The sequence below is a fragment of the Kitasatospora sp. MAA19 genome, assembly GCF_029894125.1.
Taxonomy (GTDB): domain Bacteria; phylum Actinomycetota; class Actinomycetes; order Streptomycetales; family Streptomycetaceae; genus Kitasatospora.
The window spans coordinates 1-24811 of record NZ_JARXYZ010000050.1; the positions used below are offsets into that span (position 1 = coordinate 1).

Consider the following 24811-nt stretch of genomic DNA (forward strand, 5'->3'; position numbering starts at 1 on the left):
GACGAGCGTCCGCGTCGTGACGACCGTCCGTCCGGTGGTGGCTTCAACCGCGATGACCGCGGTGGCGACCGTGGCGGCTTCCGCCGGGACGACCGTCCCTCCGGTGGCGGCGGCTTCCGTCGCGATGACCGCCCCGCCAGCGGTGGTTTCCGTCGCGATGACCGTCCGTCCGGTGGTGGCTTCAACCGCGATGACCGCGGTGGCGACCGTGGCGGCTTCCGCCGCGACGACCGCCGGGACGACCGTGGCGGCGACCGTGGCCACCGGGACTACGACGACCGCCGTGGCAACTACGAGCCCGTCAAGCGTCTGCCGATCCCGGAGGACGTCACCGGCTTCGAGCTGGACGCGGACGTGCGCCAGGAGCTCAAGAGCCTGCCCAAGACGCTCGCGGACGACGTCGCCCGCAACCTGGTGATGGTGGCCCGTCTGCTCGACAGCGAGCCGGAGGAGGCCTACCAGTTCTCGCGCGTCGCGCTCCGGCTGGCCTCCCGCGTGGCCGCCGTCCGCGAGGCGGCCGGTTTCGCCTCGTACATGACGCAGCGGTACTCCGAGGCCCTGACCGAGTTCCGTGCCGCCCGCCGGATGACCGGCCGGGCGGACCTGTGGCCGGTGATGGCCGACTGCGAGCGCGGTCTGGGCCGTCCGGAGCGGGCGCTGGCGATGGCCGGTGAGCCCGAGGTGAAGCAGCTGGACAAGGCCGGCCAGGTCGAGATGCGTCTGGTCGCGGCCGGCGCCCGCAGCGACATGGAGCAGTTCGACGCGGCGGTCGTGACCCTGCAGAGCCCGGAGCTGGCCTCCAGCGCCGTGCACCCGTGGACGGCGCGCCTGCGGTACGCCTACGGCGAGGCGCTGATCGCGGCCGGCCGTGGTGACGAGGCCCGCGAGTGGTTCGCGAAGGCGGCCGAGGCCGACACCGACGGCAGCACCAACGCCTCGGAGCGACTGGCCGAGATCGACGGCGTCGAGTTCGTGGACGCGCTCGACCCCGAGGTGGCCGAGGAGGAGGCCGAGCAGACCGAGGCCCCGGCGAAGAAGCGCGGCGGCGAGGTCTCCGACGACCGCGTGATCTTCGAGGACGAGGAGGACGTCGAGGAGTACTACGACGAGGACGACCTCGAGATCGACGAGGAGTTCGACGGCGTGGTGCCCGCGCGTGCCGCCGAGGACGAGGCCGGGAACGACACCCGGAGCTGAGCTCCGACCGACGAGTGAGGCCCTGCCGCTCCCCTGGACATTCCGGGGGAGCGGCAGGGCCTCACGGCGTTTCGGTGGCGGGTGGCCTCAGCCCAGTTCGAGGTTGCGCAGCACCAGTCCGGTGGCCGGTTTCGGACCGAAGGACGTGGACTTGCGCGGCATGGTGACGCCCTGTTCGGCGAGCCTGCGGACCACGCTCTCCCGGACCGGGTGCAGCAGCACGGCAGTGCCGCCGGTGCGCGCCGCCTCCTGCTCGGCGGCCGCCGCGGTGTGCAGGTAGCCGATGTCGTCCGGGCCGTCGGGGACGTGCCAGGTGCGGTCGAGCAGGGTGGAGTGCAGGACGGTGGCGTCCAGGTGGCGCCACTCCTCGGGCCGGTCGTGCGGCACGGTGGCGTCGAGCAGCGCTTCCTCGGGCTCGCCGAGCAGCCAGTAGACGCCGTCCCCGCCGGTCAGTATGAAGCCGTTGCCGCCGTGCCGTTTCTGTTCGGCGAGGGCCTGGAGGGCGGCGGTCAGCGGGCCGGGGACCTCCTTGATCTTCCACTGGTCGCCGAGCTTCTCCAGCGCCTCGGCCACCGGCAGCCGGTACAGCACGCGGTGGATGGCCCGGACCCGCAGCGGGTAGCGGGCGGTGTCCACCAGGAGCACCAGGCCGCGGTCCCACGGGCTGCGCGGCAGGTGGCGGTGCTCGCGCTGGAGGCGGAGGTACATCTCCCAGCGGTGGTGGCCGTCGGCGATCAGGGCCCGGCAGGTGGCGAGGTCGCGGCTGATCTCGGCGATCTCGGCCGGGTCGGCGACGGCCCAGAGGCGGTGGTGGGTGCCGTCGCTGGTGGCGGTGGAGAGCAGCGGCTCGCCCTGGACGGTCCGCTCGATGACGCCGGAGGCGCCGCCGTTGCCCCGGTAGGTGAGCAGCAGCGGTTCGAGGTTGGCCCGGGTGGTGCGCATCAGGCCGACCCGGTCGGCGACCGGTCGGGGCATGACGTCCTCGTGGGGGAGGACCACGCCGGCCTCGCGGCCGCTCACCGCGAGGGCGCCGATCAGCCCGCGTTGGAGCACCTCGGGGGAGTCGCCGGTGGCGGGCACGCGCTGCTCGTAGACGTAGAGCGCGGGCTGCGGGTCGGCGGCGAGGATCCCATCGCGCTGCCAGGCGCGCAGCAGCCGGGCGGCGTGCCGGTACTTGGTGTCGCGGTCGGGCCGGTCGCCGGCGTCCTCGGGCTCGGGCCGGGGCAGGATCAGCCGGACCACGTTGTGCGGATCGGCGGTCTCCAGGTCGAGCCGGCGGCCGGGGTCGACGACGTCGTACGGCGGGGACATGACCGCGGCCAGGGCGCCGACCCGGTCGGGGACGTAGCGCAGGCCTCGGAAGGGTGACAGGGACAGGCCTGCAGTGGCGACGTGCCCGGGATCGCCGGGGCCGCCCTCCGGAGTCTCGACTCCGTCTTCTGCACTGGGTGCGCTCATTCTGGGCATCGTAACCGGGTACGCGTTGTTGAGAGATCGGAATACCCGTGCCGATCTGTGGGCGGGTGTGTGACCGAGGGCGAGGTACCGCATGGACGACGGGCAGGAACGGGTGGACGGCGGCAGCCCGGGCGGGGCGGCCGGGCCGGACGGCGCCGCCGGCGAGGGCGCTCCGGCATCCGGCGGCGTCCCGGCGCAGGGGCGTTCCGGCGAGCCGACCGGAGACGTGTACGACTGGTTCCGGCGTGGTGGCAGGCTGCTGGCCCAGGGCAACCCGGCGGCCGCCGAGCAGCTGCTGGTCCGGGCGGCGGCGGCCGAGCCGCACTCGCGCAGCATCCGGGAGACGCTGGCGCGGGCCCAGTTCGACACCGGTTCGTACGAGGCGGCGCTGGAGAACTTCCGGGCCGTCGCGCTGGCCGACCCGTCGGACGACTACGCTCAGTTCGGGTGGGGCGTCGCGGCGGCCCGGCTGGGCGACTTCGAGACGTCCGCCGAGCACCTGGCGCTGGCCGTGGCGATGCGGCCGGGCACCGAGCACTACCAGGCGGCGCTGCGGCAGACCCGGGCGACCCTGGCGGCCCGCGCCGGGGCGTTCGGCCCGCTGTTGCCCGGTGCACCCGGGTACCTGGCGCCCCCGCCGGACCCGGACGCCCGGTCGGTCGGCGAACCCGGTGCGGACGACGAGGTCTGACCGGCCCGGGGTACCCGGTGGACGCGGGGGCACCCGAACGGAACGCGGGGGCACCCGATGAAGCGAACGACGCAGTGAACGAGGTAGCGCAGCCATGACCGAGACGGCCACCACCACCGCGCGACGGACCGCCCCCGGCGGCAGCGAGCAGCCGCTGACCGAGGCGTACGACACGGCGCTGCTGGACCTGGACGGCGTGGTCTACGCGGGCCCGCACGCGATCGAGCACGCGGTGGACGCGCTGGCGCTCGCCCGTACGGCCGGGATGCGGCTCGCGTACGTGACCAACAACGCCTCCCGCCCGCCGCGGGTGGTGGCCGAGCACCTGACCGGGCTGGGCGTGCCGGCCGATCCGGCCGACGTGATCAACTCGGCGCAGGCGGCCGCCCGGGTGGTCGCCGAGAAGGTGCCGGCCGGGGCGAAGGTGCTGGTCGTGGGCGGCCCGGGGCTGGAGGAGGCGCTGGCCGAGCGCGGGCTGGTCGCCGTCCGCTCGTTGGCCGAGGAGCCGCTCGCGGTGGTCCAGGGCTATGACCCGTCGGTCGGCTGGGCGCAGCTGGCGGAGGCCGCGTACGCGGTGCAGGACGGGCTGCCGTGGGTGGCCTCCAACACCGACCTGACCATTCCGACCGCGCGCGGCATCGCGCCCGGAAACGGGACGCTGGTGGCGGCGGTGCGGGCGGCCGTCGGGGTGGACCCGGTGGTGGCGGGCAAGCCGCAGCCGCCGATGCACCGGGAGACCGTGCTGCGGACCGGCGCGCGGCGGCCGCTGGTGGTCGGCGACCGCCTGGACACCGACATCGAGGGCGCGTTCAACGGCGGGGTGGACAGCCTGCTGGTGTTCACCGGGGTGACCACCCCGGCGCAGCTGCTCGCGGCCCCGGCCGAGCACCGGCCGACCTACCTGGCGGCGGACCTGCGCGGGCTGCTGGTGCCGCACCCGGCGGTCACGCCCGCGGCCGGCGGCTTCGGCTGCGGCGGCTGGGTCGCGTCGGCCGAGGGCGGCGTGCTGCGGCTGGACGGCGGCGGGGACCGCTGGGACGGCCTGCGGGCGCTGTGCGCGGCGGCGTGGACGGCGCTGGACGCGGACGGCGCACCGGCCGACGGGCACAAGGCGCTGGACGAGCTGGGGTTCTGAGCCAGGGGCCCGGCCCCGGGCGCGGCGGCAGGTCGCGACAGCAGGCGTCAGAGCAGGGTGCGCAGCCGCAGCAGGTCGCGGAAGCCCGCCTCCAGCCGGACCCGGCCGCCCGCCCAGGCGGAGGCGAAGTTGAGCCGGCCGCCGACCAGGGCGACCAGGTCGTCGCTGCTCATGGTGAGCCGTATCTCCGCCTTCCCGGCCGGGGGGCCGGGGGCGGCGGCGAGGTCCTGGATCCGGCCGTCGCGCAGTTGGCCGGTGAAGGTCAGGTCGAGGTCGGTGATCCGGCAGCTGAGCGAGCGGTCGAGGGCGGCCGCCGTGCGGACGTCGCCGGTGGACTTCGCCATGTTCCGGCTGAGCTGCTCCAGTGCCTCCCGGCACTCCTCGGAGTTGGCCATGGCGGCGGTTCCCCTCCCTGGGTTCCCTGGTGGTTTCGGCGCGTGACGGCGGTGGTCACTGCCGGGCCACGGTACCGCAGGCGGGTTTTGGCGGTAGCGTCGTCAGTGGGGTGCCCGGATCGGCCCGGGCACCGACGGCGACGAAGCGATGCGCGCAGGCGCTAAGGAGGCACCCGGATGCTGCCGAGGACGGTGCGGGGAGTGGTGGAGGTCGCCGCCGGGCTGGTGGAGGAGGTCGGCAAGCGGGTCGTCGGGACGGCGGCCACGATCCTGGAGCGGAGCGGGGTCGACGTCACCGAGGTCGAGCGCCGGCTCGGCGGGCAGTTCCCGCCGTCGGCGAAGACGCTGCAGACGCTGGCGGAGGAGGCGGTCACCGCCGGGCGGGCCGGGGTGGACCTGGCCGTCGGGGTGGCGCGCGGCGAGGTCGAGAAGGCCTTCGAGAGGGTCGGCGACCAGGTGACCAAGGTCGGAGTGGTGCTCGCCTACCTGGAGAGCAAGCTGCGCGAGGTCGAGGAGGACGCCGTGCCGGCGGCGGGGCCGGCCGGGTCGGACGAGGCGGACGAGGAGGACGAGGCGGAGCGGCCGACGCCGGCGCCCCGGGCGGACGACCTGTTCGGGCGCGGCTGGGAGAGCGCGGACGGGCAGGCGGCGGCCTGGGCGGTGGGGGAGCCGATAGTGGCCGAGCGGGTGGAGGTGGACGAGCCGGTCGAGGTCGACCCGCCGGTCCCGCCGGTGCGGCCGGCGGTTGCGCGCAAGGCCGCGGCGAAGCGGACCCCGGCGAAGAAGGCCCCGGTGGCGGACCGGTCGACGGCCGGCGGGGAGGCGGCCGTCGGGGAGGCGGCCGAGAAGACGTCGGCCGAGAAGACGTCGGCGGAGAAGGCGGAGAAGGCGTCGGCGAAGCGGACGACGGCCAAGAAGGCCCCGGCGAAGAAGTCGGCCGCCAAGAAGACGACGGTCAAGAAGACGGCCGTCAAGAAGACCGCGACCGCGAAGAAGGCCGCCGCCGAGCCGGCCGCGCAGCCCAAGGCGCCCGCGAAGCGCACGGCGACGAAGAAGACCACCGTCCGCAAGGCCACCAGCACGAAGAAGCCCGATGACCGGACCGGCTGAAGCCGTCGAACCGCTCGGCGTCGAACTGACCCCGACCGGCCACCCCGTCGTGGACGCCGGACTGGCCCGGCTGGAGGCCCTGGACGGGGTCCCGGCCGAAGCACACGTCGAGGTGTACGAAGATGTTCACCAGCGGCTCGCCGACACGCTGGCCGCGCTCGACCAGGAATGATCCGCAGGACCCGTAGGAGCTGAAACCCCAGTGGCAGTGGCACGACGCCGACTCGACGCGGAGCTGGTCCGCCGCAAACTGGCCCGATCGCGTGAGCACGCGTCCGAGCTGATCGCGGCCGGCCGGGTGACCGTCGGCGGCACCACCGCGACCAAGCCGGCCACCCAGGTGGAGACCTCGGCGGCGGTCGTGGTGGCCAAGGACGACAACGACCCCGACTACGTCTCGCGCGGCGGTCACAAGCTGGCCGGGGCCTTCGCGGCCTTCGTCCCGCAGGGCCTGGTGGTCGAGGGCCGCCGGGCGCTGGACGCGGGCGCCTCCACCGGCGGGTTCACCGACGTCCTGCTGCGGGCGGGCGCGGCCGGCGTGCTGGCGGTGGACGTCGGCTACGGGCAGCTCGCGTGGTCGTTGCAGAGCGACGAGCGGGTGACGGTGATGGACCGCACCAACGTCCGCGAGCTGACCCCGGAGCTGATCGGCGGTACCCGGGTCGACCTGGTGGTCGGCGACCTGTCGTTCATCTCGCTGGGCCTGGTGCTGCCCGCGCTGGCGGCCTGCGCGGCCGAGGACGCGGACCTGGTGCTGATGGTCAAGCCGCAGTTCGAGATCGGTAAGGAGAGGCTGGGCAGCGGCGGGGTGGTGCGCAGCCCGCAGCTGCGCGCCGAGATGGTCCGCCAGGTCGCCGGGCAGGCGTGGGAGCTCGGGCTGGGCGTGCGCGCCGTCACCGCGAGCCCGCTGCCGGGCCCGTCCGGGAACGTCGAGTACTTCCTCTGGCTGCGCCGGGACGCCCCGCAACTGGATCCCGCGGACGCGGACCGGGCCGTCGCGGAGGGGCCCCGATAGGGTGCTCAGGGGACGTCCGGCCCGTCATGCTGTGTGACGCGGCCGTTACCGGGGCCGAAGGCGACCCGGCAGGCGTGAGGGAGAGGGCAGCGGCATGAGTGGTGACGAACGTACGGTCTTCCTGATCGCGCACACCGGCCGGGAGGCGGCGCTGCGCAGCGTCGAGGCCCTGGTGCACGGGCTGCTGAAGGCCGGGATCCGGATCAGGCTGCTCGCCTCCGAGGCGGTGGGCCTGGACCTGCCGGACGGGGTCGAGAAGGTGCCCGGCGGGCCGGGGGCGGCGGACGGCTGCGAGCTGATCCTGGTCGCCGGTGGGGACGGGACGCTGCTGCGCGGGGCGGAGCTGGCCCGTGAGCACGGGCTGCCGATGCTCGGGATAAACCTGGGCCGGGTGGGCTTCCTCGCCGAGGCCGAGCGGGACGATCTGGCCGTGGTGGTCGAGCGGGTGGTGGACGCGGACTACGAGGTCGAGGAGCGGATGACGATCGACGTCATCGTCCGCACCAACGGCGATGTGCTGCACCAGGACTGGGCGTTGAACGAGGCCTCGATCGAGAAGGCGTCCCGGGAGCGGATGCTGGAGGTGGTGACCGAGGTGGACGGCCGCCCGGTCTCCAACTTCGGCTGTGACGGGGTGGTCTGCGCGACGCCGACCGGCTCCACCGCGTACGCGTTCTCCGGCGGCGGGCCGGTGGTGTGGCCGGAGGTGGAGGCGCTGCTGATGGTGCCGATCTCCGCGCACGCGCTGTTCGCCCGCCCGCTGGTGACCTCGCCGGATTCGGTGCTGGCCGTCGAGGTGCAGCCGAAGACCCCGCACGGCGTGCTCTGGTGCGACGGGCGGCGCTCGGTCGAACTGCCCGCCGGCGCGCGGGTGGAGGTCCGCCGGGGGCAGACCCCGGTGCGCCTGGCCAGGCTGCACCGGGCGCCGTTCACCGACCGGCTGGTGGCCAAGTTCGCGCTGCCGGTGACGGGTTGGCGCGGCCGGTCGAACACTCACTGCTGACGGCTCGTCAGACTGCCAGCGGCGGGGCGCCGTCGGCCGGACCGAACCGACCGCCCGCCGCCGCCCGGGCGGCCGTCGCGGCGAGCCGCCGCACGGCGGCGGGGACGGCCGGGGCGGGCACCGTGAACGGGATCCGGATGTGGTGCTCGAACGCGCCGTCCGAGCCGAACCGGTTGCCCGCGGCGATCCGGACCCCGCCGCGCTCCCCGGCCTGGGCCAGTGCCGCGCCGGACAGCCCGCCGGTGGAGACCCAGAGCGAGAGCCCGCCGGGCGGCTGGGCGAACGTCCAGCCCGGCAGGTGCTCGGGCAGTGCGGCGGCGAAGGCGTGCGCGGTCGCCCGCAGCCGGTCCAGCTGGTGCGCCCGGACGGCGGGCAGCGGCTCGCCCATCAGGTCGGCGGCGATCAGCTGGTCCAGCACCGGGGTGCCGACGTCGCTGTAGACCCGGTCGGAGGCCAGTCGGCGCACCAGCGCGGGCGCGGCCCGGACCCAGCCGATCCGCAGGCCGCCCCACAGCAGCTTGCCGGCCGAGCCGACGGTGACCACCTGGGCGGCCCGGTCCAGCGCCGCCATCGGGCGTGGCATCGGGACGGACTCCGGTACGCCCCAGCCGAGTTCGGCGGTGGTCTCGTCGACCAGGACGACGCTGCCGGCGGCCCGGGCGGCGGCCAGCAGTTCGCGGCGCTGCTCCTCGCCGATCAGCGCGCCGGTCGGGTTGTGGAAGTCCGGGATCACGTAGGAGACCTTGGGCGCGGCCCCGCGCAGCACCCGGCGCCACTCGGTGAGGTCCCACTCCGGCTCGGGGCGGTAGCCGTACGGCACCGGCACCAGGCGGGCGCCGGTGATCCGGAGCGCCTGCAGGGTGTGGGCGTAGCTGGGCGCCTCGACGGCGACCCGGTCGCCGCGGCCGATCAGCGCCCGCTGGATCAGGTGCAGCCCGCCCATCGCGCCGGTGGTGACGAGGATCTGGTCGGGGGTGGTGGGCAGGCCGCGCTCGGTGTAGCGGCGGGCGACGGCCTCGCGCAGCACCGGGACGCCGGTGGGGTAGTGGCCGTGCCCGGCGGCGTAGCAGGACAGCTGTTCGACGGCGCGGGCGGCGGCCTCGCCGAGGAAGGGCTGCGGGGCGGGCAGGGCGGCGACGCCGAGGTCCAGGGTGCGGCCCTGCTCGTCCGGCGGGACGGGGTGCAGGGCGTCGCTGGGCGGCGGGGCGCCCTCGGGCAGGGCCGTCCAGCTGCCGGCGCCGCGGCGGCTGAGCAGGTAGCCGTCGGCGCGCAGGGTCTCGTAGGCGGTGGCGACGGTGGTGCGGCTCAGCTCCAGGGCGCTGGCGAGTTCGCGTTCGGCGGGCAGCCGGGCGCCGACCGGCAGGCGGCCCTCGGTGACCAGCAGCCGGATCTGCCCGGCGAGGACCCGGTAGGCGGGGCGGCGGGCGGTGGCCGGTTCGGGCAGCCGGGCGGCGGCGAGCAGCCGGGCGAGCGCGGGCGGCGTGACGGTGGTGTGCCAGTCGGCCAAGGCTGATCAGTCCACTTGCTCGAAATTGGCCCTGGAGTGGGCGCTATTGGCCTGACCATCATGGCAGCGCGGCTGTCGAGTCCGCCACTGCCGGGGCCACCCCGGGGTGCAGCACCACCCGCAGGAGCGCCCGATGGCCAGCACGACCACGCCCACACCCGCCCCGGACGCCGGCCGGGCCCCGTTCGCCGTCCGGCTGCTCGGCGACACCCACGCCCTGGGCCGCCGGATCCCGCAGCTCGCCGTCGGCCTCTGCCTGTACGGCGCGAGCATGGCGCTGATGCTGCGCTCCGGCCTCGGCCTCGACCCGTGGGACGTCTTCCACCAGGGCCTGCAGCGCGCGGTCGGCCTCTCGGTGGGCGCCTGGGTGACCATCTGCGGCGTCCTGGTCCTGCTGCTGTGGATCCCGATCCGCCAGCGCCCGGGCGTGGGCACCGTCGCCAACGTGCTGGTGCTGGGTGCCGCGATGGACCTCACACTGCGGCTGCTCGACGGCCCGGACGGGCTGCCCGCCCGGATCGCGCTGATGGCGGCCGCGATCGTGCTCAACGGCCTGGCCACCGGCCTCTACATCGGCGCCCGCCTCGGCCCCGGCCCGCGCGACGGCCTGATGACCGGCCTGCACCGGCGCACCGGGCGTTCGCTGCGGCTGATCCGCACCGGCATCGAGGTGACGGTGCTGGTCGCGGGCGTCCTGCTGGGCGGCACCGCCGGAGTCGGCACGGTCGCGTACGCACTGGCGATCGGTCCGCTCGCGCAGTTCTTCCTGCCGTGGTGCACGGTGCCGACACCCGGGCAAACGCCCCGGAAGGGATGAACTTCAGGGCACGGAGTTGCCGCGCGCCGTTGCCGCTCGTCGCGCGCCGGGGGTGGAACCTCGTAAGGTCGTCTCCGTGTTGGACGAGATGCGGATACGGGATCTTGGGGTCATCGACGACGCGGTGGTCGAACTCGCCCCCGGCTTCACCGCCGTGACCGGTGAGACCGGCGCCGGAAAGACCATGGTCGTCACCAGCCTCGGCCTGCTGCTGGGCGGACGCGCCGACCCGGGCCTGGTGCGCAACGGCACCGGACGCGCCGTCGTCGAGGGCCGGCTGGAGCTGCCCGCCGGTTCCCCGGTGGCGGCCCGCGCGGTCGAGGCCGGGGCCGAACTGGACGACGGGGCCCTGCTGATCAGCCGGACCGTCTCCGCCGAGGGCCGCTCCCGGGCGTTCGTCGGCGGCCGGGCCGTCCCGGTCGGGGTGCTCGCCGAACTCGGCGAGGACCTGATCGCCGTGCACGGCCAGACCGACCAGCAGCGGCTGCTGCGCCCGGCCCGCCAGCGCGGCGCGCTGGACCGCTACGCGGGCGAGGCGGTGGCCGAGCCGCTGGCCCGCTACCGGGAGACCTACCGCAGCCTGCGCGAGGTCTCGGCCACCCTGGAGGAGCTGACCACCCGGGCCCGCGAGCGCGCCCAGGAGGCCGACCTGCTGCGCTTCGGCCTGGACGAGATCGCCGCCGCCGAGCCGGTGGCCGGTGAGGACGCGGAGCTGGCCGCCGAGGCCGAGCGGCTCGGCCACGCCGACGCGCTGTCCTCCGCCGCGACCCTCGCCCACGCCGCCCTGGCCGGCGACCCGGCCGACCCGGAGGCGCTGGACGCGGGCACCCTGCTCGCGCAGTCCCGACGGGCCCTGGACGCCGTGCGCCACCACGACGAGCGCCTCGCCGCCCTCGCCGACCGCCTCAACGAGGTCGGCTACCTGCTCGCCGACGTGGCCGGTGACCTGGCCGGATACGCGGACGACCTGGACGCCGACCCGGTCCGGCTCGCCTCCGTCGAGGACCGCCGGGCCGTCCTGGCCCAGCTGCTGCGCAAGTACGGCGGCCCGGAGAACACCCTCGCCGAGGTGCTCGCCTGGGCCGAGGCGGGCTCCGCCCGGCTCGCCGAACTCGACGGCGACGACGACCGGATCGACCAGCTCGGCGCCCAGGAGACCGCACTGCGGGCCGAACTGGCCGAGCTGGCGGCCGAGGTGTCGGCCGCCCGGCAGGGCGCCGCCGGGCGCTTCGCCGAGGCCGTCTCCGCCGAACTCGCCGAGCTGGCCATGCCGCACGCCCGGGTGACCTTCTCGATCACCCAGGTCGACGACCTGTCGGGGATCGAGGTCGACGGCCGCACCGTCGCCTACGGCCCGCACGGCGTGGACGAGGTCGAGGTCCTGCTCGCCCCGCACCCGGGCGCCCAGCCCCGTCCGATCGCCAAGGGCGCCTCCGGCGGTGAGCTGTCCCGAGTGATGCTCGCGGTCGAGGTGGTCTTCGCGGGCGCCGACCCCGTCCCCACCTACCTGTTCGACGAGGTGGACGCGGGCGTCGGCGGCAAGGCCGCGGTCGAGATCGGCCGCCGCCTGGCCAAACTGGCGGAATCCGCCCAGGTCGTGGTGGTCACCCACCTCCCGCAGGTCGCCGCCTTCGCGGACCGGCACCTGGTGGTGGAGAAGACCAACGACGGCACCGTGACCCGCAGCGGCGTCAAGGTGCTGAACGACGAGGAGCGGGTGCGCGAACTCTCCCGGATGCTGGCCGGCCTGGAGGACTCCGAGCTCGGCCGCGCCCACGCCGAGGAGCTGCTGGCCGCCGCCCGGGCCCCGCGCCAACGCTAGGGCCTGCCCGTCGTACAAGCCCTAGCCGGGGGCCCGACCCGCCGACAGGGCCTGGTGGCCCTTGCGGACAGAAGACGACGCGTCCCCGGTGGCGCCGACTGTCCAAGAGGGCCGCCGACCTGGCATGGTGGCGGCTGGACATTGGCTTTCCAGTCCCGAGCGCCGTCGGCGGGCAACCCTCGCGACGCGGCGCGCGAACCTGATCGAGTCGGATGCGAGAGAACGTGGACCATTCCGCCGCCCGGGCCGCCGCGGCCACCCCCGAACCGGGGCAGCTGCACGTGGTACTCGTTTTGGCCGCCAGCACCGGCGGTATCGGTGCCCACGTGCGCTCCCTGGCGCAGGGCCTGGTCGCGCACGGTGTGACCGTCACGGTCTGCGCCCCGGCCGGTACGGACGCGCTGTTCGGCTTCTCCCGCACCGGTGCCCGGTTCCACACCGTCGACATCACCCCCACCGCCGGCGCCCGCAGCGACGCCACCGCGATCGGCGAGCTGCGCCGGGCCTTCACCGGCGCCGACGTGGTGCACGCGCACGGGCTGCGCGCCGGGCTGCTCGCCGACCTCGCCCTGCGCACCGCCGGCCGCTTCCCGGGCCTGCGCCCGGAGACCCCGCTGGTGGTCACCTCGCACCACGCGCTGCTGGCCACCGGCATGGAGCGCCGCCTGCAGCGGCTGATGGAGCGCCGGGTGGCGCGCGCCGCCGACCTCGTCCTCGGCGCCTCCTCCGACCTGGTCGCCCGGGCCCGCGAGCTGGGCGCCACCGACGCCCGGCTCGGCCCGGTGGCCGCCCCGCCGATGCCCGAGGGCCGGCTCGACCGCGCCGCGGCGCGCGCCGCGCTGCTCGGCGACGGCCCGGACCGGCCGCTGGTGCTGGCGGTCGGCCGGCTCGTCCCGCAGAAGGCCTTCGGGCTGCTGCTGGACGCCACCCGCGAACTGTCCGTGCTGGACCCGGAGCCGCTGCTGCTGCTCGCCGGGGACGGCCCGGAGGCGGCCGGGCTGCGCGAGCGGGTGGCCGCCGAGAAGCTGCCGGTGCGGCTGCTCGGCTACCGCACCGACGTGCCCGACCTGCTGGCCGCCGCCGACGTGGTGGTGGTCTCCAGCCGCTGGGAGGCCCGCTCGCTGGTGGTGCAGGAGGCGATGCGGGCCGGGGTGCCGGTGGTCTCCACCGCCGTCGGCGGGATCCCCGAACTGGTCGGCGACGCGGCGGTGCTGGTGCCCGCCGGCGACCCGGTCGCGGTCGGCGCGGCGGTGCGCGGACTGCTGGCCGACCCGGCCCGCCGTGAGCGGCTGGTGGCGGCCGGCCGGCAGCAGGCCGAGACCTGGCCGGACGAGGCCGCCACCGTCGCCCAGGTGCTCAGCACCTACGACGAGCTGGTCCAGCGCCCCTGAGGTGTCCTAGATCGTCGCCTGCTCGACCCGCTCGGCCGCCAGGCCGTCCGGCTGGGCGGACAGGTAGGCGCCGCCGCAGGCGGTCAGCCGCAGCGCGGTGTCGATCAGCGGGACGTGGCTGAAGGCCTGCGGGAAGTTGCCGACCTGGCGCTTGAGCCGCGGGTCCCACTCCTCGGCGAGCAGGCCGACGTCGTTGCGCAGCGCGAGCAGCCGGTCGAACAGCTCGCGTGCCTCCTGCACCCGGCCGATCATGGCGAGGTCGTCGGCCAGCCAGAACGAGCAGGCCAGGAAGGCGCCCTCGTGGCCGGAGAGGCCGTCCACGTTCTCGACGTGGTCGCCGCTCGAATCGTCGTGGGTCGGGTAGCGCAGCACGAAGCCGTCCTCGGTGGACAGCTCGCGCTGGATCGCCTCGATGGTGCCGATCACCCGCTTGTCGTCCGGCGGGAGGAAGCCGACCTGCGGGATGAGCAGCAGCGAGGCGTCCAGCTCCCGGCCGCCGTAGTACTGGGTGAAGGTGTTGCGCTCCGGGTCGTAGCCCTTCTCGCAGACGTCCCGGTGGATGGTGTCGCGCAGCTCGCGCCAGCGCTTCAGATGGCCGTCGGCGGGGGCGTCCTCGGGGGTCTGCTCCAGCAGCTTGATCGTCCGGTCGACGGCCACCCAGGCCATCACCTTGGAGTGGACGAAGTGCCGGCGCGGGCCGCGGACCTCCCAGATGCCCTCGTCCGGCTCCTGCCAGTGGTCCTCCAGGTACTCGATCAGGCGCAGCTGGAGGTGGTGGGCGTGGTCGTTGCGGACCAGGCCGGTCATGTGGGCCAGGTGCAGGGCCTCGACGACCTCGCCGTAGACGTCCAGCTGGAGCTGCCCGGCCGCGCCGTTGCCGACCCGGACGGGCTGCGAGCCCTCGTAGCCGGGCAGCCAGTCCAGCGAGGACTCGGTGAGCTCGCGCTCGCCGGCGATGCCGTACATGATCTGCAGGTTCTCCGGATCGCCGGCGACGGCCCGCAGCAGCCACTCGCGCCAGGCGCGGGCCTCGTCGCGGTAGCCGGTGCGCAGCAGCGAGGAGAGGGTGATCGCGGCGTCGCGCAGCCAGGTGTAGCGGTAGTCCCAGTTGCGCTCGCCGCCGATGTCCTCGGGCAGCGAGGTGGTGGGGGCGGCGACGATGCCGCCGGTGGGGGCGTAGGTGAGGCCCTTGAGGGTGATGAGGGAGCGGACCACGGCCTCGCGGTAGGGGCCCTGGTAGGTGCACTGCTCGGCCCACTCGTGCCAGAAGTCGGCGGTGGCGTCGAGCATCTCTTCGGCGTCCGGGGTCTTCGGCGCCTCCAGGTGGGAGGCCTGCCAGGTCAGCGCGAAGGCGATCCGCTCGCCGGCGGTGACGGTGAAGTCGGCGTAGGTGGTGAGGTTGCGGCCGTAGGTCTCGGCCTCGCCGTCCAGCCAGACCGAGTCGGGCCCGGCCACGGCGACGGTGCGGTGACCGCCGTCGGCCTGCTCGACCCGGTGCACCCAGGGCACGATGCGGCCGTACGAGAAGCGCATCCGCACCGCCGACCGCATCCGGACGGTGCCGGCCACGCCCTCGACGATCCGGATCACCTGGGGGACGGCGTCGCGGCCGGCCAGCGGGCGCGGGGGCATGAAGTCGATCACCCGGACGGTGCCGCCCTGGGCGTCCCACTCCTGTTCGAGGATCAGCGAGTCGCCCCGGTAACGGCGGCGGTCGGCGGGCACCGCGGGGGCGGCCGCGGTGGGCGGCGGGACCCTCAGGTCCGCGGTGTCGGTGAAGCGGACGAGGGCGGGGGCGGCCGGGATGGGGGCGGCCGCGGGGGTGGGGACCTCGGTGACCACGGCTTCGGCCGGGCCGATCCGCCAGAAGCCGTGTTCATCGGTGCCGAGCAGGCCGGCGAACACGGCCGGCGAGTCGAAGCGGGGAAGGCAGAGCCAGTCCACCGCCCCGTCCCTGCTGACCAGGGCAGCGGTCTGCATGTCCCCGATGAGTGCGTAGTCCTCGATACGGCCGGCCACGTGGATCTCCAGTTCGCAATGTGGTCACGACGCATCGGCGATCCGAGGGAGCGAGCGGTCTGCGGGGCCGGAGGTCCACCCCGGGACGTCCGGACCGCCGGGGGGTGGTGGCGGGCCTTGCTGGAGTGTCCGCGCGGGGCTCGGTCGAGCCCCTGGAGTGGGTGGGAGGAGCTGCAAATACGGGGAGGTCCGGTCGCGCATCGGGGACCGGGAGTGTCCTGACCTCCCACGCCCTCCGCGTGCTCGTGCTGTCGGCGATGCGTCCGTGCAGCTTACGACGGACGAAAGGGGCGAAGCACGCGGGCGCAGCCTCGTGTGGTGCCACAATTCGGCGGAAATGCCGTGCATCGCGAGGCCGCCGGACAGGATGGTCCGGACGGATCAGTTCCGGCTGGTCCCTGCGGAGGGGCTGTCATGGCCCGAACGGAGTACTCCGAAGTGGCCCGGTCCGGCCGTGGTGCGACCGGTGTGACTCCTGCGCCTCGTGATGCGCCGGTGGTGCGCCCCGCGCACGCCCCCGGTGCGCCGCGAGCGGGCCGGAAGGCGTCCCGGTCGGGTCACTGATACCCTGGTATCCCGTGGACCGGTGGGATCAAACGCCCCGGACCAGCCGAATCGACGACCCCCCGAGCGCCGTGCACCGCACCGGCCTCCCGTCGCCCGGCGAGCCGAGAGCCATCCCGCCCACGTCACCTCCGACACGCGACCCACGGGAGCCCCCTCTTGGCACAGCCCCATTCCGGCAAGGCAGCGAACGGCCGCGCCGTGACGACCAAGCACCTCTTCGTCACCGGGGGTGTCGCCTCTTCGCTCGGCAAGGGCCTCACCGCCTCCAGCCTCGGCGCGCTCCTCAAGGCCCGCGGCCTGCGCGTCACCATGCAGAAGCTCGACCCGTACCTCAACGTGGACCCGGGCACCATGAACCCGTTCCAGCACGGTGAGGTCTTCGTCACGGACGACGGCGCCGAGACCGACCTGGACATCGGCCACTACGAGCGGTTCCTGGACACCAACCTGCACGGTTCGGCGAACGTCACCACCGGCCAGGTCTACTCCACCGTCATCGCCAAGGAGCGCCGCGGCGAGTACCTGGGCGACACCGTGCAGGTCATTCCGCACATCACCAACGAGATCAAGTCCCGGATCCGCCGGATGGCGACCGAGGACGTCGACGTGGTGATCACCGAGGTCGGCGGCACCGTCGGCGACATCGAGTCGCTGCCGTTCCTGGAGGCCGTCCGCCAGGTCCGCCACGAGGTCGGCCGGGACAACGTGTTCTTCGTGCACGTCTCCCTGCTGCCCTACATCGGCCCCTCGGGCGAGCTGAAGACCAAGCCCACCCAGCACTCCGTCGCCGCGCTGCGCAACATCGGCATCCAGCCCGACGCGATCGTGCTGCGCGCCGACCGCGAGGTCCCGCAGGCGATCAAGCGCAAGATCTCGCTGATGTGCGACGTGGACGAGGAGGCGGTGGTCGCGGCCATCGACGCCAAGTCGATCTACGACATCCCCAAGGTCCTGCACGGCGAGGGCCTGGACGCCTACGTGGTGCGCCGGCTCGACCTGCCGTTCCGCGACGTGGACTGGACCACCTGGGACGACCTGCTGCGCCGTGTCCACGAGCCGCAGCACATCGTCAAGGTCGCCCTGGTCGGCAAGTACATCGACCTGCCGGACGCGTACCTGTCGGTGACCGAGGCGCTGCGCGCCGGCGGCTTCGCCAACAACGCCCGGGTCGAGATCAAGTGGGTCACCTCGGACGACTGCGAGACCCCCGAGGGCGCCCAGGCGCAGCTCGGCGACGTGGACGCGATCTGCATCCCCGGCGGCTTCGGTGACCGCGGCGTCAACGGCAAGGTCGGCGCCATCACCTATGCCCGCGAGAACCGGATCCCGCTGCTCGGCCTGTGCCTGGGTCTGCAGTGCGTGGTCATCGAGGCGGCCCGCAACCTGGCCGGCCTGCCCGAGGCCAACTCCACCGAGTTCGACGCCGCGGCCAAGCACCCGGTCGTCTCCACCATGGCCGAGCAGCTGGCCATCGTCGACGGCAAGGGCGACCTGGGCGGCACCATGCGCCTGGGCCTGTACCCGGCCAAGCTCGCCGAGGGCTCGATCGTCCGCGAGGTCTACGGCGGCGAGCAGTACGTCGAGGAGCGCCACCGCCACCGCTACGAGGTCAACAACGCCTACCGCGCGGACCTGGAGAAGACCGGGCTGCAGTTCTCCGGCCTCTCTCCCAAGGGCGACCTGGTCGAGTACGTCGAGTACCCGCGCGAGGTGCACCCGTACCTGGTGGCCACCCAGGCCCACCCGGAGCTGAAGTCCCGCCCGACCCGCCCGCACCCGCTGTTCGCGGGCCTGGTCAAGGCCGCCATCGAGATCAAGACCGGCGTGGCCAAGTAGGGCGACGCACGTCGTCCGTCGTTCACCGAACGGCGGCCCCGCGATTCCCGCGGGGCCGCCGTTCGGCGTTAGATTGTGTCGTACTGACGAAAAGGGGAGAACGATGGACGAGCAGAGCGACCTGGTGATCGCCGACGCGGCCGAGGAGTGGGAGGTCCGGGAGAGCCGGACGCCGTTCCAGGGCAAGGTCACCGGCGTGCGCAGCGAGGAGGTCCGGATGCCCGACGGCAGCTGGGCCCGCCGCGACTACCAGACCCACCCCGGCTCGGTCTCCGTGCTCGCCCTGGACGACAAGCAGCGAGTGCTGGTCCTGCGGCAGTACCGCCACCCCGTCCGCCAGCGCCTGTGGGAGCTGCCGGCCGGCCTGCTCGACGTGCCCGGCGAGAACCCGTGGCACGCCGCGCAGCGCGAGCTGTACGAGGAGGCGCACTGCAAGGCCGACACCTGGCGGATCCTCGCCGACTACTACACCTCCCCGGGCGGCACCGACGAGGCGCTGCGGATGTTCCTCGCCACCGACCTCTCGGAGGCCGAGGGCGAGCGCTACGCGGCGCAGGGCGAGGAACAGGAGATCGAGGTCGCCTGGGTGCCGGTGCCCGAACTGATCCGGCTGATCCAGGCAGGGCGGCTCCACAACCCGACCCTGGTCACCGGCACGCTCGCCGTGCACGCCGCGCTCACCGGCCCGGACGGGCTGGACGGGCTGCGTGCGGCGGACTCGCCGTGGCCGGCCCGGCCCTTCGAGGGGTGAGTGGGCGAACGGCCCGTACCCCCACTGCCGACCCGGATGCACCCAGCTGTTGATCCGCGGGGGTGATTTACCGGTTCGTACGACCGGATGTCACCTCGGTTGAGCCTGACGGTCGAACTACGCTTCGCAGACGGGGCGCCCGTCTGGGGCCGCCTCCGCTGAGCGCCGGATGACGTCGGGAGTGACACGGGTGGCGAGGAAGACGGCGACGATGGACCCCGGCCCCGACGCGCCCGCCGGGGCCGTTCCGGGCCTCGACCGGCTGCCGGGCGGGCCCGCACTGTTCGTCGGACGGCGTGCCGAACTGGCCGCGTTGCGGGCCGCCGCAGCCCGCCCGGCCATCGGCCGCAGCCCGGTGCTGGTCCTGGCCGGGCGTCCCGGTTCGGGCCGCACCACGCTGGCCGTCCGCTTCGCCCGCACCGCCGCCCCGGCCTACCCCGACGGCGTGCTCTTCGCCCGGCTGTCAGCCCCCGACGGCGGGCGCGTGCCGCCCGCCCGGGCCGCCCGCCTGCTGCTGGAGCAGCTCGACCCCGAGGCCCCCGTGCCGCTGCCCGGCACCATCGAGGACGGGCGGGACGAGCCCGCCTGCGTGGCGCTGCGCGAGGCGCTCGCCGGGCGGAAGGTGCTGTTGGTGCTGGACGACGTCCGGGACGCCGGGCAGCTGTGGCCGCTGCTCGCCGACGAACCCGGCTGCCTGGTGCTCGCCACCACCGCCGGGCCGCTCACCGGCATCGAGGACATCGACCCGGTGATCCTCGGCGGGCTGGACCGGCAGGCCTCCGGCGAACTGCTCGCCGACCTGGTCGGCGGCACCCGGATCTCCTGCGACCCGGTCGGCGGCGCCGACCTGGCCGAGGCCTGCGCGGCCCGGCCGGCGGCGCTGCGGCTGATGGCCGGGTGGCTGCGGGGCGATCCGAAGACGGCCGTCACCGAGGCGGCGCGCGAGCTCACCCGGGTGCTGGGGGAGGAGTCGGCGCGGGCGGCGGCACCGAAGGGGGAGGCATCGAAGGCCGCTCAGGTCGCGAAGGCCGCTCAGGCCTCGAAGGCCGCGAAGCCGGGGCAGGCCGGGCAGGCCGGGCAGTCGGGGAAGCCCGGAAACCCCGGGAGGCCTGAAAAGCCCGGGAAGCCCGTACCGGGTTCGACGCCGGGGAAGGCCGGGAAGGCCGCGAAGCCTCCGACGACCCCGGTGTCCTCGACGCCCGCAGGGCCCCTGGCGTCCGCGGGGTCCTCGACGTCCGTGAAGGGGGGGGAGAAGCCGGCCGAGGGTCCGGCGCCGGAGCCCGCCGACGGTGGGACGGCGGGGGACCGGACGGCCTGGGTGAAGCCCGGCCCGGAGCCCGCAGAGCCGGTGCCCGTGCCGGACAGCGACCCGCTGATCGGCGCGTTCACCCTGCTGTACGGCACGCTGCCGGCCGCCCAGGCACGGATGCTGCGCACCCTCACCCTGGCCCCGGCGCAGACCGCCGATCCGCGCACCGCCTCCGCCCTGGTCGGCTGCCCGGCGCCGGAGGCGGCCGCGACGCTCGCCGCGTTGGTCGAGCGGGAGCTGCTCGGCCAGGAGGCCCCGGCCGCCGACGGCAGCCCGCGCTACCGGGTCCCCGGCCGCCTCTACCCGAGGCTGGTCCGGCTGCGCGAGCTGGAGGACCGGCCCGCCGAGACCGAGCTCGCCCGGGCCCGGCTGCTGGAGCGGCTGGTCCGGCTCACCGAGTCGGCCCGCGCCCTGCTGGACCCGGCGAGCGGCCCCGGGCCCGACCCGCTGCCCGCCGTCCTGCGGCTGGACTCGGCCGCGCACGCCCGGGAGTGGCTGCTCGGCGAGCGGGACCTGCTGCTCGGGGCGGTGGCCGACGCGATCGGCCAGGGCGACCTGGACGGCTCGGCGGGCCGGCTGGTGACCGCGCTGCTGCGGACCCTGCCGCTGACCGGCGCCGCCCCGGCCGACCTCTACCGGCTGCACGAACTGGTGCTGACCGTCGCCGAGCGGCACGGCAGACCCCGCCGGGCCTCGGCCGCGCTGCTCAACCTGGGCGACCTGCAGGCCGCCGCCGGTCGCTGGGAGCAGGCCGTCACGCACTACCGGGCCGCCCTGGAGCACGCCCGGTCGGCCGGGGACGAGCCGCTCTGCGCCCGGGCCCTGGAGGGTGCGGCGGGCTGCCACCGGGCGCTCGGTGACGCGGTGCGCGCCGCCGACTGGTACGGGCGGGCGCTGGGCCTGCGGCAGTCGATGGGGGACCACGCCGCCGAGGCCCGGCTGCTCGCCCGGGTGGCCGAGGCGCACGCCGCGCAGCGCCGTTTCGACGAGGCGGACCGCGAGTACCGGGCCGCGCTGGCGGTGCTGCGCAGGCTCGGCGACGAGCGCGGGCGGGAGGCCGTCGGGGCCGCCCTCGCGGACCTGCGGGAACGCGTCGACGCCGGGTGGTGAGGGGTCTTTCGGAGGTATTGTCGAAGATGCCCGGTTAGTACACCTTTGGCGGGAAGATCGCAAGGGAAGCCTACGAACCTGCCAATGTGTTCGGCAGATTTATTCACTTTGGAAGGCTGACACGCCGACTGGGCTTCATTACACTCGAACTCAGTCGCGCAGCGATCCCCGCCCCGGGCTGCCCCGGTGGCTTCCCCACGTGCGCGTCGCCCGCCGGTCTTCTCCGGTAGGGACCCCCATGGCAAGAGGACGTGTTTAGCCGTGAAGGTCGGCATCCCCCGCGAGGTCAAGAACCACGAGTACCGCGTGGCCATCACGCCCGCCGGCGTGCATGAGCTGGTCCGCAACGGACACGAGGTCTACATCGAGGACAACGCCGGTGTCGGCTCCTCGATCCCCAACGAGGAGTACGTGGCCGCCGGCGCCACCATCCTCCCCACCGCCGACGAGGTGTGGGCCACGGCCGACCTGCTGCTGAAGGTCAAGGAGCCCATCGCCTCCGAGTACCACCGGCTGCGCAAGGGCCAGACCCTCTTCACGTACCTGCACCTGGCGGCCGACCGCCCCGGCACGGACGCGCTGATCGCCTCGGGCACCACCGCCATCGCGTACGAGACCGTGCAGCTCGGCAACGGCGCCCTGCCGCTGCTCGCCCCGATGTCCGAGGTCGCGGGCCGGCTCGCCCCGCAGGTCGGCTCGTACCACCTGATGCGCCCGGCCGGCGGCCGCGGCGTGCTGCCCGGCGGCGTGCCCGGCACCCACCCGGCCAAGGCCGTCGTCATCGGTGGCGGCGTCTCCGGCTGGCACGCGGCCACCATCGCGATCGGCATGGGCTACGAGGTGACCCTGCTCGACCGCGACATCAACAAGCTGCGCGAGGCCGACCGCATCTTCGGCACGAAGATCAAGGCCATCGTCTCCAACACCTTCGAGCTGGAGAAGGCCGTCATCGAGGCCGACCTGGTCATCGGTGCCGTGCTGATCCCGGGCGCCAAGGCCCCGAAGCTCGTCACCAACGAGCTGGTCTCCCGCATGAAGCCGGGCTCCGTGCTCGTCGACATCGCCATCGACCAGGGCGGCTGCTTCGAGGACTCGCACGCGACCACGCACGCCGAGCCGACCTTCCAGGTCCACAACTCGGTCTTCTACTGCGTGGCCAACATGCCGGGCGCGGTCCCGAACACCTCCACCTACGCGCTGACCAACGCGACGCTGCCGTACGTCGTCGAGCTGGCCAACCGCGGTTGGAAGGAGGCGCTGCGCCGTGACCCGGCGCTCGCCAAGGGCCTGAACGTGCACGAGGGCCAGATCACCTTCCCGGCCGTGGCCGAGGCCTTCGGCCTGGAGTCGGTCTCGCTGGAGAGCGTGCTCGCCTGATCCGGCAGGCCGCCCTGCGGTCGTTCGCCCCCGACCCGATCACCTCGGGTCGGGGGCTTCGCCATGCCCGTGAGCAGGCGGTGTTGTGGGTGGGTCGCTCTGTCGTCAATTTCCGTCGGTCGTCTCACCCCACCGCAGAAACGTTAGGGTCAACGGCCTACTCATCCCTTGACATCGGCCCGCCCGATAGTCGACACATCCTGCCCACTACCGTGGATTGTGTTGCTGCGAACGCCTTGAACGGCCTAGAGTCGCAAACCGTTGGCATGCTGCCACGCTGACGAATCGACATAGAGTCCTGGATGCCCAAGGAGGTAAGACGACTTGTGAATGAGTCGACATTTGCTCCCGGGGGTGGTCAGCCAGGACTGGCGGAGCGCACCGCCGGCCAGCCGAGTGAGGAGTCCGGGGCCCGGCAGCCCTCCGTGGGCTCGGCCGAGGTCGGCTCGGTCGCACTCCGTACCTTCGAAGCACGCCAGAACACAGCACAGGTGACCACGGTGACCGATCACGACGCCGATTTGGCGGCCTACGGCCTGGCCTACGGCGAGTTCGCCTACGGCGCCTACGACGACCCGGACGCCGAGTACGAGCCGGACCCGGAGTACGCCGCCACGCTGGCCCCCGACGCCGCGCGCCAGCGCCGCGAGCGGGTCGGCCCGACCGGCCGGCCGCTGCCGTACTTCCCGATCCCCGCGCCGGTCGCCGAGCACGGCCCCGCGCAGATCATCGCCATGTGCAACCAGAAGGGCGGCGTCGGCAAGACCACGTCGACCATCAACCTGGGCGCCGCGCTGGCCGAGTACGGCCGCCGGGTGCTGCTCGTCGACTTCGACCCGCAGGGCGCGCTCTCGGTCGGCCTCGGCGTCAATCCGATGGAGCTCGACGTCACCGTCTACAACCTGCTCATGGAGCGGGGCCTGACGGCCGATGAGGTGCTGCTCAAGACGGCCGTGCCGGGCATGGACCTGCTGCCGTCCAACATCGACCTCTCCGCCGCCGAGGTGCAGCTGGTCAGCGAGGTGGCCCGGGAGTCCGCGCTGGCGCGCGCCCTGAAGCCGCTGCTGCCCGACTACGACTACGTCATCATCGACTGCCAGCCCTCGCTGGGCCTGCTGACGGTCAATGCGCTGACCGCCGCTCACAGCGTCATCGTCCCGCTGGAGTGCGAGTTCTTCGCGCTGCGCGGCGTCGCGCTGCTGACCGAGACCATCGAGAAGGTGTGCGAGCGGCTCAACCCCGAGCTGCGCCTGGACGGCATCCTCGCGACCATGTACGACTCGCGCACCGTGCACAGTCGCGAGGTGCTGGCGCGCGTCGTCGAGGCGTTCGGCGAGCACGTCTTCCACACCGTCATCGGGCGGACGGTCCGTTTTCCGGAGACCACCGTCGCCGGCGAGCCGATCACCACGTACGCGACCAACTCGGTCGGTGCCGCCGCCTACCGTCAGCTCGCCAGGGAGGTGCTCGACCGGTGCCGCCCCGCCGAGTGAGTCTCCCGGGTGCCGACGAGCTGTTCCGGACCACCGGCGGGATGGCGTTGTCGCCGTCCCTCGCACCGCGTCCGGCCGCCGAGGCATCCAGACCGGAGACCGCGCGGACCGGCAACGGCACGGAGGGCACCGACGGCGCCGAGGGCGCCCGGGACGCCCAGCGCACCGGCGAGACCGGGCGCCAGCCGTCCCGGGACCAGCAGCCGGCCACCGGCGCACCGGCGTCCGTGCAGCCGCCAGCCCAGCGCTCCGCCACGGCGGCCGGGCCCCAGGGGGCCGCGCAGGCCGCCTCCGGCGGTCGAGGCGCCGCCGCGCCGATCGGCCGCCAGCACCCCGGCGCCGCGGAGGAGCAGCCCGGCGCGGCCGGGCGCGCCCGGCCGCGCGGTCGGGCGCCGCGCCGCCCCAGCGGGCGCGAGCGGCACGACGAGAAGATCACCGTGTACGTGTCCGCCGAGGAGCTCATGGACCTGGAGCACACCCGGCTGGTGCTGCGCGGCGAGCACGGCCTGGCCGTGGACCGCGGGCGGATCGTCCGGGAGGCCATCGCGGTCGTCCTGGCGGACCTGGAGCAGCGCGGCGAGGCCTCCATCCTGGTCCGGCGGTTGCGCGGCCGGTAGGCCCCCTCCCGGGCCTCGGCGGGCGCCCCGGTGCTGCTCGGCGGCGGGTCGACTGCGCGTCGACGGCTTGTCGACGGCCTGCCGCGTGCGCGACGCGTGCGCGACGAGCACGTGTTGGCGACGTGACGGTGCGTGACGGAGTGTGCCGGCGGGGTCGACGGGGTCGACGGGGTCGACGGCGTGTCGACGGC

General features: G+C 74.4%; 21 protein-coding genes. 16 read left to right on the plus strand and 5 right to left on the minus strand.

The genetic code is table 11. The features are described 5' to 3' along the window. On the minus strand, positions 1 to 264 hold a 264-nt coding region (locus tag P3T27_RS38205), incomplete at its 3' end, for a hypothetical protein (RefSeq protein ID WP_280685943.1). Between the two features lie 90 nt (positions 265 to 354). Here P3T27_RS38205 and P3T27_RS38210 point away from each other — a divergent pair. Beyond that, positions 355 to 1197 (plus strand): tetratricopeptide repeat protein, encoded by an 843-nt coding sequence (locus P3T27_RS38210; RefSeq protein WP_280685944.1) that lies wholly within the window; start codon positions 355 to 357, stop codon positions 1195 to 1197. A gap of 87 nt (positions 1198 to 1284) precedes the next feature. On the opposite strand, the gene P3T27_RS38215 is transcribed toward P3T27_RS38210, so the two are convergent. Then, on the minus strand, positions 1285 to 2655 hold the full coding sequence (locus P3T27_RS38215) for a DUF1015 domain-containing protein (RefSeq protein WP_280685945.1): 1371 nt from the start codon (positions 2653 to 2655) through the stop codon (positions 1285 to 1287). A 91-nt stretch (positions 2656 to 2746) separates the two neighbouring features. On the opposite strand from P3T27_RS38215, the gene P3T27_RS38220 reads away from it, so the two are divergent. Further along, complete coding sequence (locus P3T27_RS38220; RefSeq protein ID WP_280685946.1) at positions 2747 to 3346, plus strand: tetratricopeptide repeat protein; 600 nt, start codon at positions 2747 to 2749, stop codon at positions 3344 to 3346. A 94-nt stretch (positions 3347 to 3440) separates the two neighbouring features. Beyond that, on the plus strand, positions 3441 to 4481 hold the full coding sequence (locus P3T27_RS38225; protein ID WP_280685947.1) for an HAD-IIA family hydrolase: 1041 nt from the start codon (positions 3441 to 3443) through the stop codon (positions 4479 to 4481). A gap of 47 nt (positions 4482 to 4528) precedes the next feature. Here the strand turns inward: P3T27_RS38225 and P3T27_RS38230 are convergent, their stop codons facing one another. Beyond that, on the minus strand, positions 4529 to 4876 hold the full coding sequence (locus P3T27_RS38230) for an SCP2 sterol-binding domain-containing protein (protein WP_280685948.1): 348 nt from the start codon (positions 4874 to 4876) through the stop codon (positions 4529 to 4531). 177 nt (positions 4877 to 5053) lie between these two features. Between P3T27_RS38230 and P3T27_RS38235 the strand changes: the two genes are divergently transcribed. The 4 genes from P3T27_RS38235 (at position 5054) to P3T27_RS38250 (ending at position 8004) form a co-directional block, all read left to right on the plus strand. Next, the gene (locus tag P3T27_RS38235; protein WP_280685949.1) at positions 5054 to 5986 is read left to right on the plus strand and encodes a histone H1-like repetitive region-containing protein; all 933 of its coding nucleotides are present in this window, start codon (positions 5054 to 5056) and stop codon (positions 5984 to 5986) included. Next, on the plus strand, positions 5970 to 6158 hold the full coding sequence (locus P3T27_RS38240; RefSeq protein ID WP_280685950.1) for a hypothetical protein: 189 nt from the start codon (positions 5970 to 5972) through the stop codon (positions 6156 to 6158). The genes P3T27_RS38235 and P3T27_RS38240 overlap by 17 nt, the downstream gene beginning before the upstream one ends. Before the next feature lie 36 nt (positions 6159 to 6194). Next, positions 6195 to 7001, plus strand: coding sequence for a TlyA family RNA methyltransferase (locus P3T27_RS38245; protein ID WP_280685979.1), 807 nt, complete (start codon positions 6195 to 6197; stop codon positions 6999 to 7001). Between the two features lie 94 nt (positions 7002 to 7095). Then, positions 7096 to 8004 (plus strand): NAD kinase, encoded by a 909-nt coding sequence (locus P3T27_RS38250; RefSeq protein ID WP_280685951.1) that lies wholly within the window; start codon positions 7096 to 7098, stop codon positions 8002 to 8004. A 7-nt stretch (positions 8005 to 8011) separates the two neighbouring features. On the opposite strand, the gene P3T27_RS38255 is transcribed toward P3T27_RS38250, so the two are convergent. After that, on the minus strand, positions 8012 to 9511 hold the full coding sequence (locus P3T27_RS38255) for a PLP-dependent aminotransferase family protein (protein ID WP_280685952.1): 1500 nt from the start codon (positions 9509 to 9511) through the stop codon (positions 8012 to 8014). Between the two features lie 271 nt (positions 9512 to 9782). Between P3T27_RS38255 and P3T27_RS38260 the strand changes: the two genes are divergently transcribed. From P3T27_RS38260 to P3T27_RS38270, 3 genes are all read left to right on the plus strand, one after another. Then, complete coding sequence (locus P3T27_RS38260; RefSeq protein WP_280685980.1) at positions 9783 to 10328, plus strand: hypothetical protein; 546 nt, start codon at positions 9783 to 9785, stop codon at positions 10326 to 10328. An 88-nt stretch (positions 10329 to 10416) separates the two neighbouring features. Beyond that, positions 10417 to 12150: a DNA repair protein RecN gene (gene recN, locus P3T27_RS38265; protein WP_280685981.1), complete on the plus strand. Its 1734-nt coding sequence runs from the start codon at positions 10417 to 10419 to the stop codon at positions 12148 to 12150. Positions 12151 to 12362: 212 nt separating this feature from the next. Continuing rightward, positions 12363 to 13541, plus strand: a complete 1179-nt coding sequence (locus P3T27_RS38270) for a glycosyltransferase family 4 protein (protein WP_280685953.1) — start codon at positions 12363 to 12365, stop codon at positions 13539 to 13541. A gap of 6 nt (positions 13542 to 13547) precedes the next feature. Here the strand turns inward: P3T27_RS38270 and P3T27_RS38275 are convergent, their stop codons facing one another. After that, positions 13548 to 15560: a glycoside hydrolase family 15 protein gene (locus P3T27_RS38275; protein WP_280685954.1), complete on the minus strand. Its 2013-nt coding sequence runs from the start codon at positions 15558 to 15560 to the stop codon at positions 13548 to 13550. A 723-nt stretch (positions 15561 to 16283) separates the two neighbouring features. Here P3T27_RS38275 and P3T27_RS38280 point away from each other — a divergent pair. From P3T27_RS38280 to P3T27_RS38305, 6 genes are all read left to right on the plus strand, one after another. Beyond that, positions 16284 to 17963 carry a CTP synthase gene (locus P3T27_RS38280; protein WP_280685955.1) on the plus strand — a complete coding sequence of 560 codons (1680 nt, stop codon included), beginning with the start codon at positions 16284 to 16286 and terminating at the stop codon, positions 17961 to 17963. Positions 17964 to 18066: 103 nt separating this feature from the next. After that, a complete protein-coding gene (locus tag P3T27_RS38285; RefSeq protein WP_280685956.1) occupies positions 18067 to 18714 on the plus strand; it encodes an NUDIX hydrolase in 648 nt (215 codons plus the stop codon). A gap of 190 nt (positions 18715 to 18904) precedes the next feature. Then, entirely contained in the window at positions 18905 to 21133 is a 2229-nt protein-coding gene (locus P3T27_RS38290; protein WP_280685957.1) for a tetratricopeptide repeat protein, read from the plus strand. A gap of 261 nt (positions 21134 to 21394) precedes the next feature. Beyond that, complete coding sequence (ald, locus tag P3T27_RS38295) at positions 21395 to 22510, plus strand: alanine dehydrogenase (protein WP_280685958.1); 1116 nt, start codon at positions 21395 to 21397, stop codon at positions 22508 to 22510. Between the two features lie 326 nt (positions 22511 to 22836). Further along, on the plus strand, positions 22837 to 24003 hold the full coding sequence (locus P3T27_RS38300) for a ParA family protein (protein WP_280685959.1): 1167 nt from the start codon (positions 22837 to 22839) through the stop codon (positions 24001 to 24003). Continuing rightward, the gene (locus P3T27_RS38305) at positions 24000 to 24620 is read left to right on the plus strand and encodes a hypothetical protein (protein WP_280685960.1); all 621 of its coding nucleotides are present in this window, start codon (positions 24000 to 24002) and stop codon (positions 24618 to 24620) included. Before P3T27_RS38300 ends, P3T27_RS38305 begins: the two co-directional genes overlap by 4 nt. Positions 24621 to 24811: the final 191 nt, after the last annotated feature.

What these genes read in the sequence shown, in the direction of transcription:
- P3T27_RS38270 (WP_280685953.1), top strand. Translation starts at nt 12,363, where the DNA reads ATGCGAGAGAACGTGGACCATTCCGCCGCCCGGGCCGCCGCGGCCACC.
- recN (WP_280685981.1), top strand. Translation starts at nt 10,417, where the DNA reads ATGCGGATACGGGATCTTGGGGTCATCGACGACGCGGTGGTCGAACTC.
- P3T27_RS38230 (WP_280685948.1), bottom strand. Translation starts at nt 4,876, where the DNA reads ATGGCCAACTCCGAGGAGTGCCGGGAGGCACTGGAGCAGCTCAGCCGG.
- P3T27_RS38235 (WP_280685949.1), top strand. Translation starts at nt 5,054, where the DNA reads ATGCTGCCGAGGACGGTGCGGGGAGTGGTGGAGGTCGCCGCCGGGCTG.
- P3T27_RS38285 (WP_280685956.1), top strand. Translation starts at nt 18,067, where the DNA reads ATGGACGAGCAGAGCGACCTGGTGATCGCCGACGCGGCCGAGGAGTGG.
- P3T27_RS38215 (WP_280685945.1), bottom strand. Translation starts at nt 2,655, where the DNA reads ATGAGCGCACCCAGTGCAGAAGACGGAGTCGAGACTCCGGAGGGCGGC.
- P3T27_RS38220 (WP_280685946.1), top strand. Translation starts at nt 2,747, where the DNA reads ATGGACGACGGGCAGGAACGGGTGGACGGCGGCAGCCCGGGCGGGGCG.
- P3T27_RS38250 (WP_280685951.1), top strand. Translation starts at nt 7,096, where the DNA reads ATGAGTGGTGACGAACGTACGGTCTTCCTGATCGCGCACACCGGCCGG.
- P3T27_RS38240 (WP_280685950.1), top strand. Translation starts at nt 5,970, where the DNA reads ATGACCGGACCGGCTGAAGCCGTCGAACCGCTCGGCGTCGAACTGACC.
- P3T27_RS38260 (WP_280685980.1), top strand. Translation starts at nt 9,783, where the DNA reads ATGGCGCTGATGCTGCGCTCCGGCCTCGGCCTCGACCCGTGGGACGTC.
- P3T27_RS38225 (WP_280685947.1), top strand. Translation starts at nt 3,441, where the DNA reads ATGACCGAGACGGCCACCACCACCGCGCGACGGACCGCCCCCGGCGGC.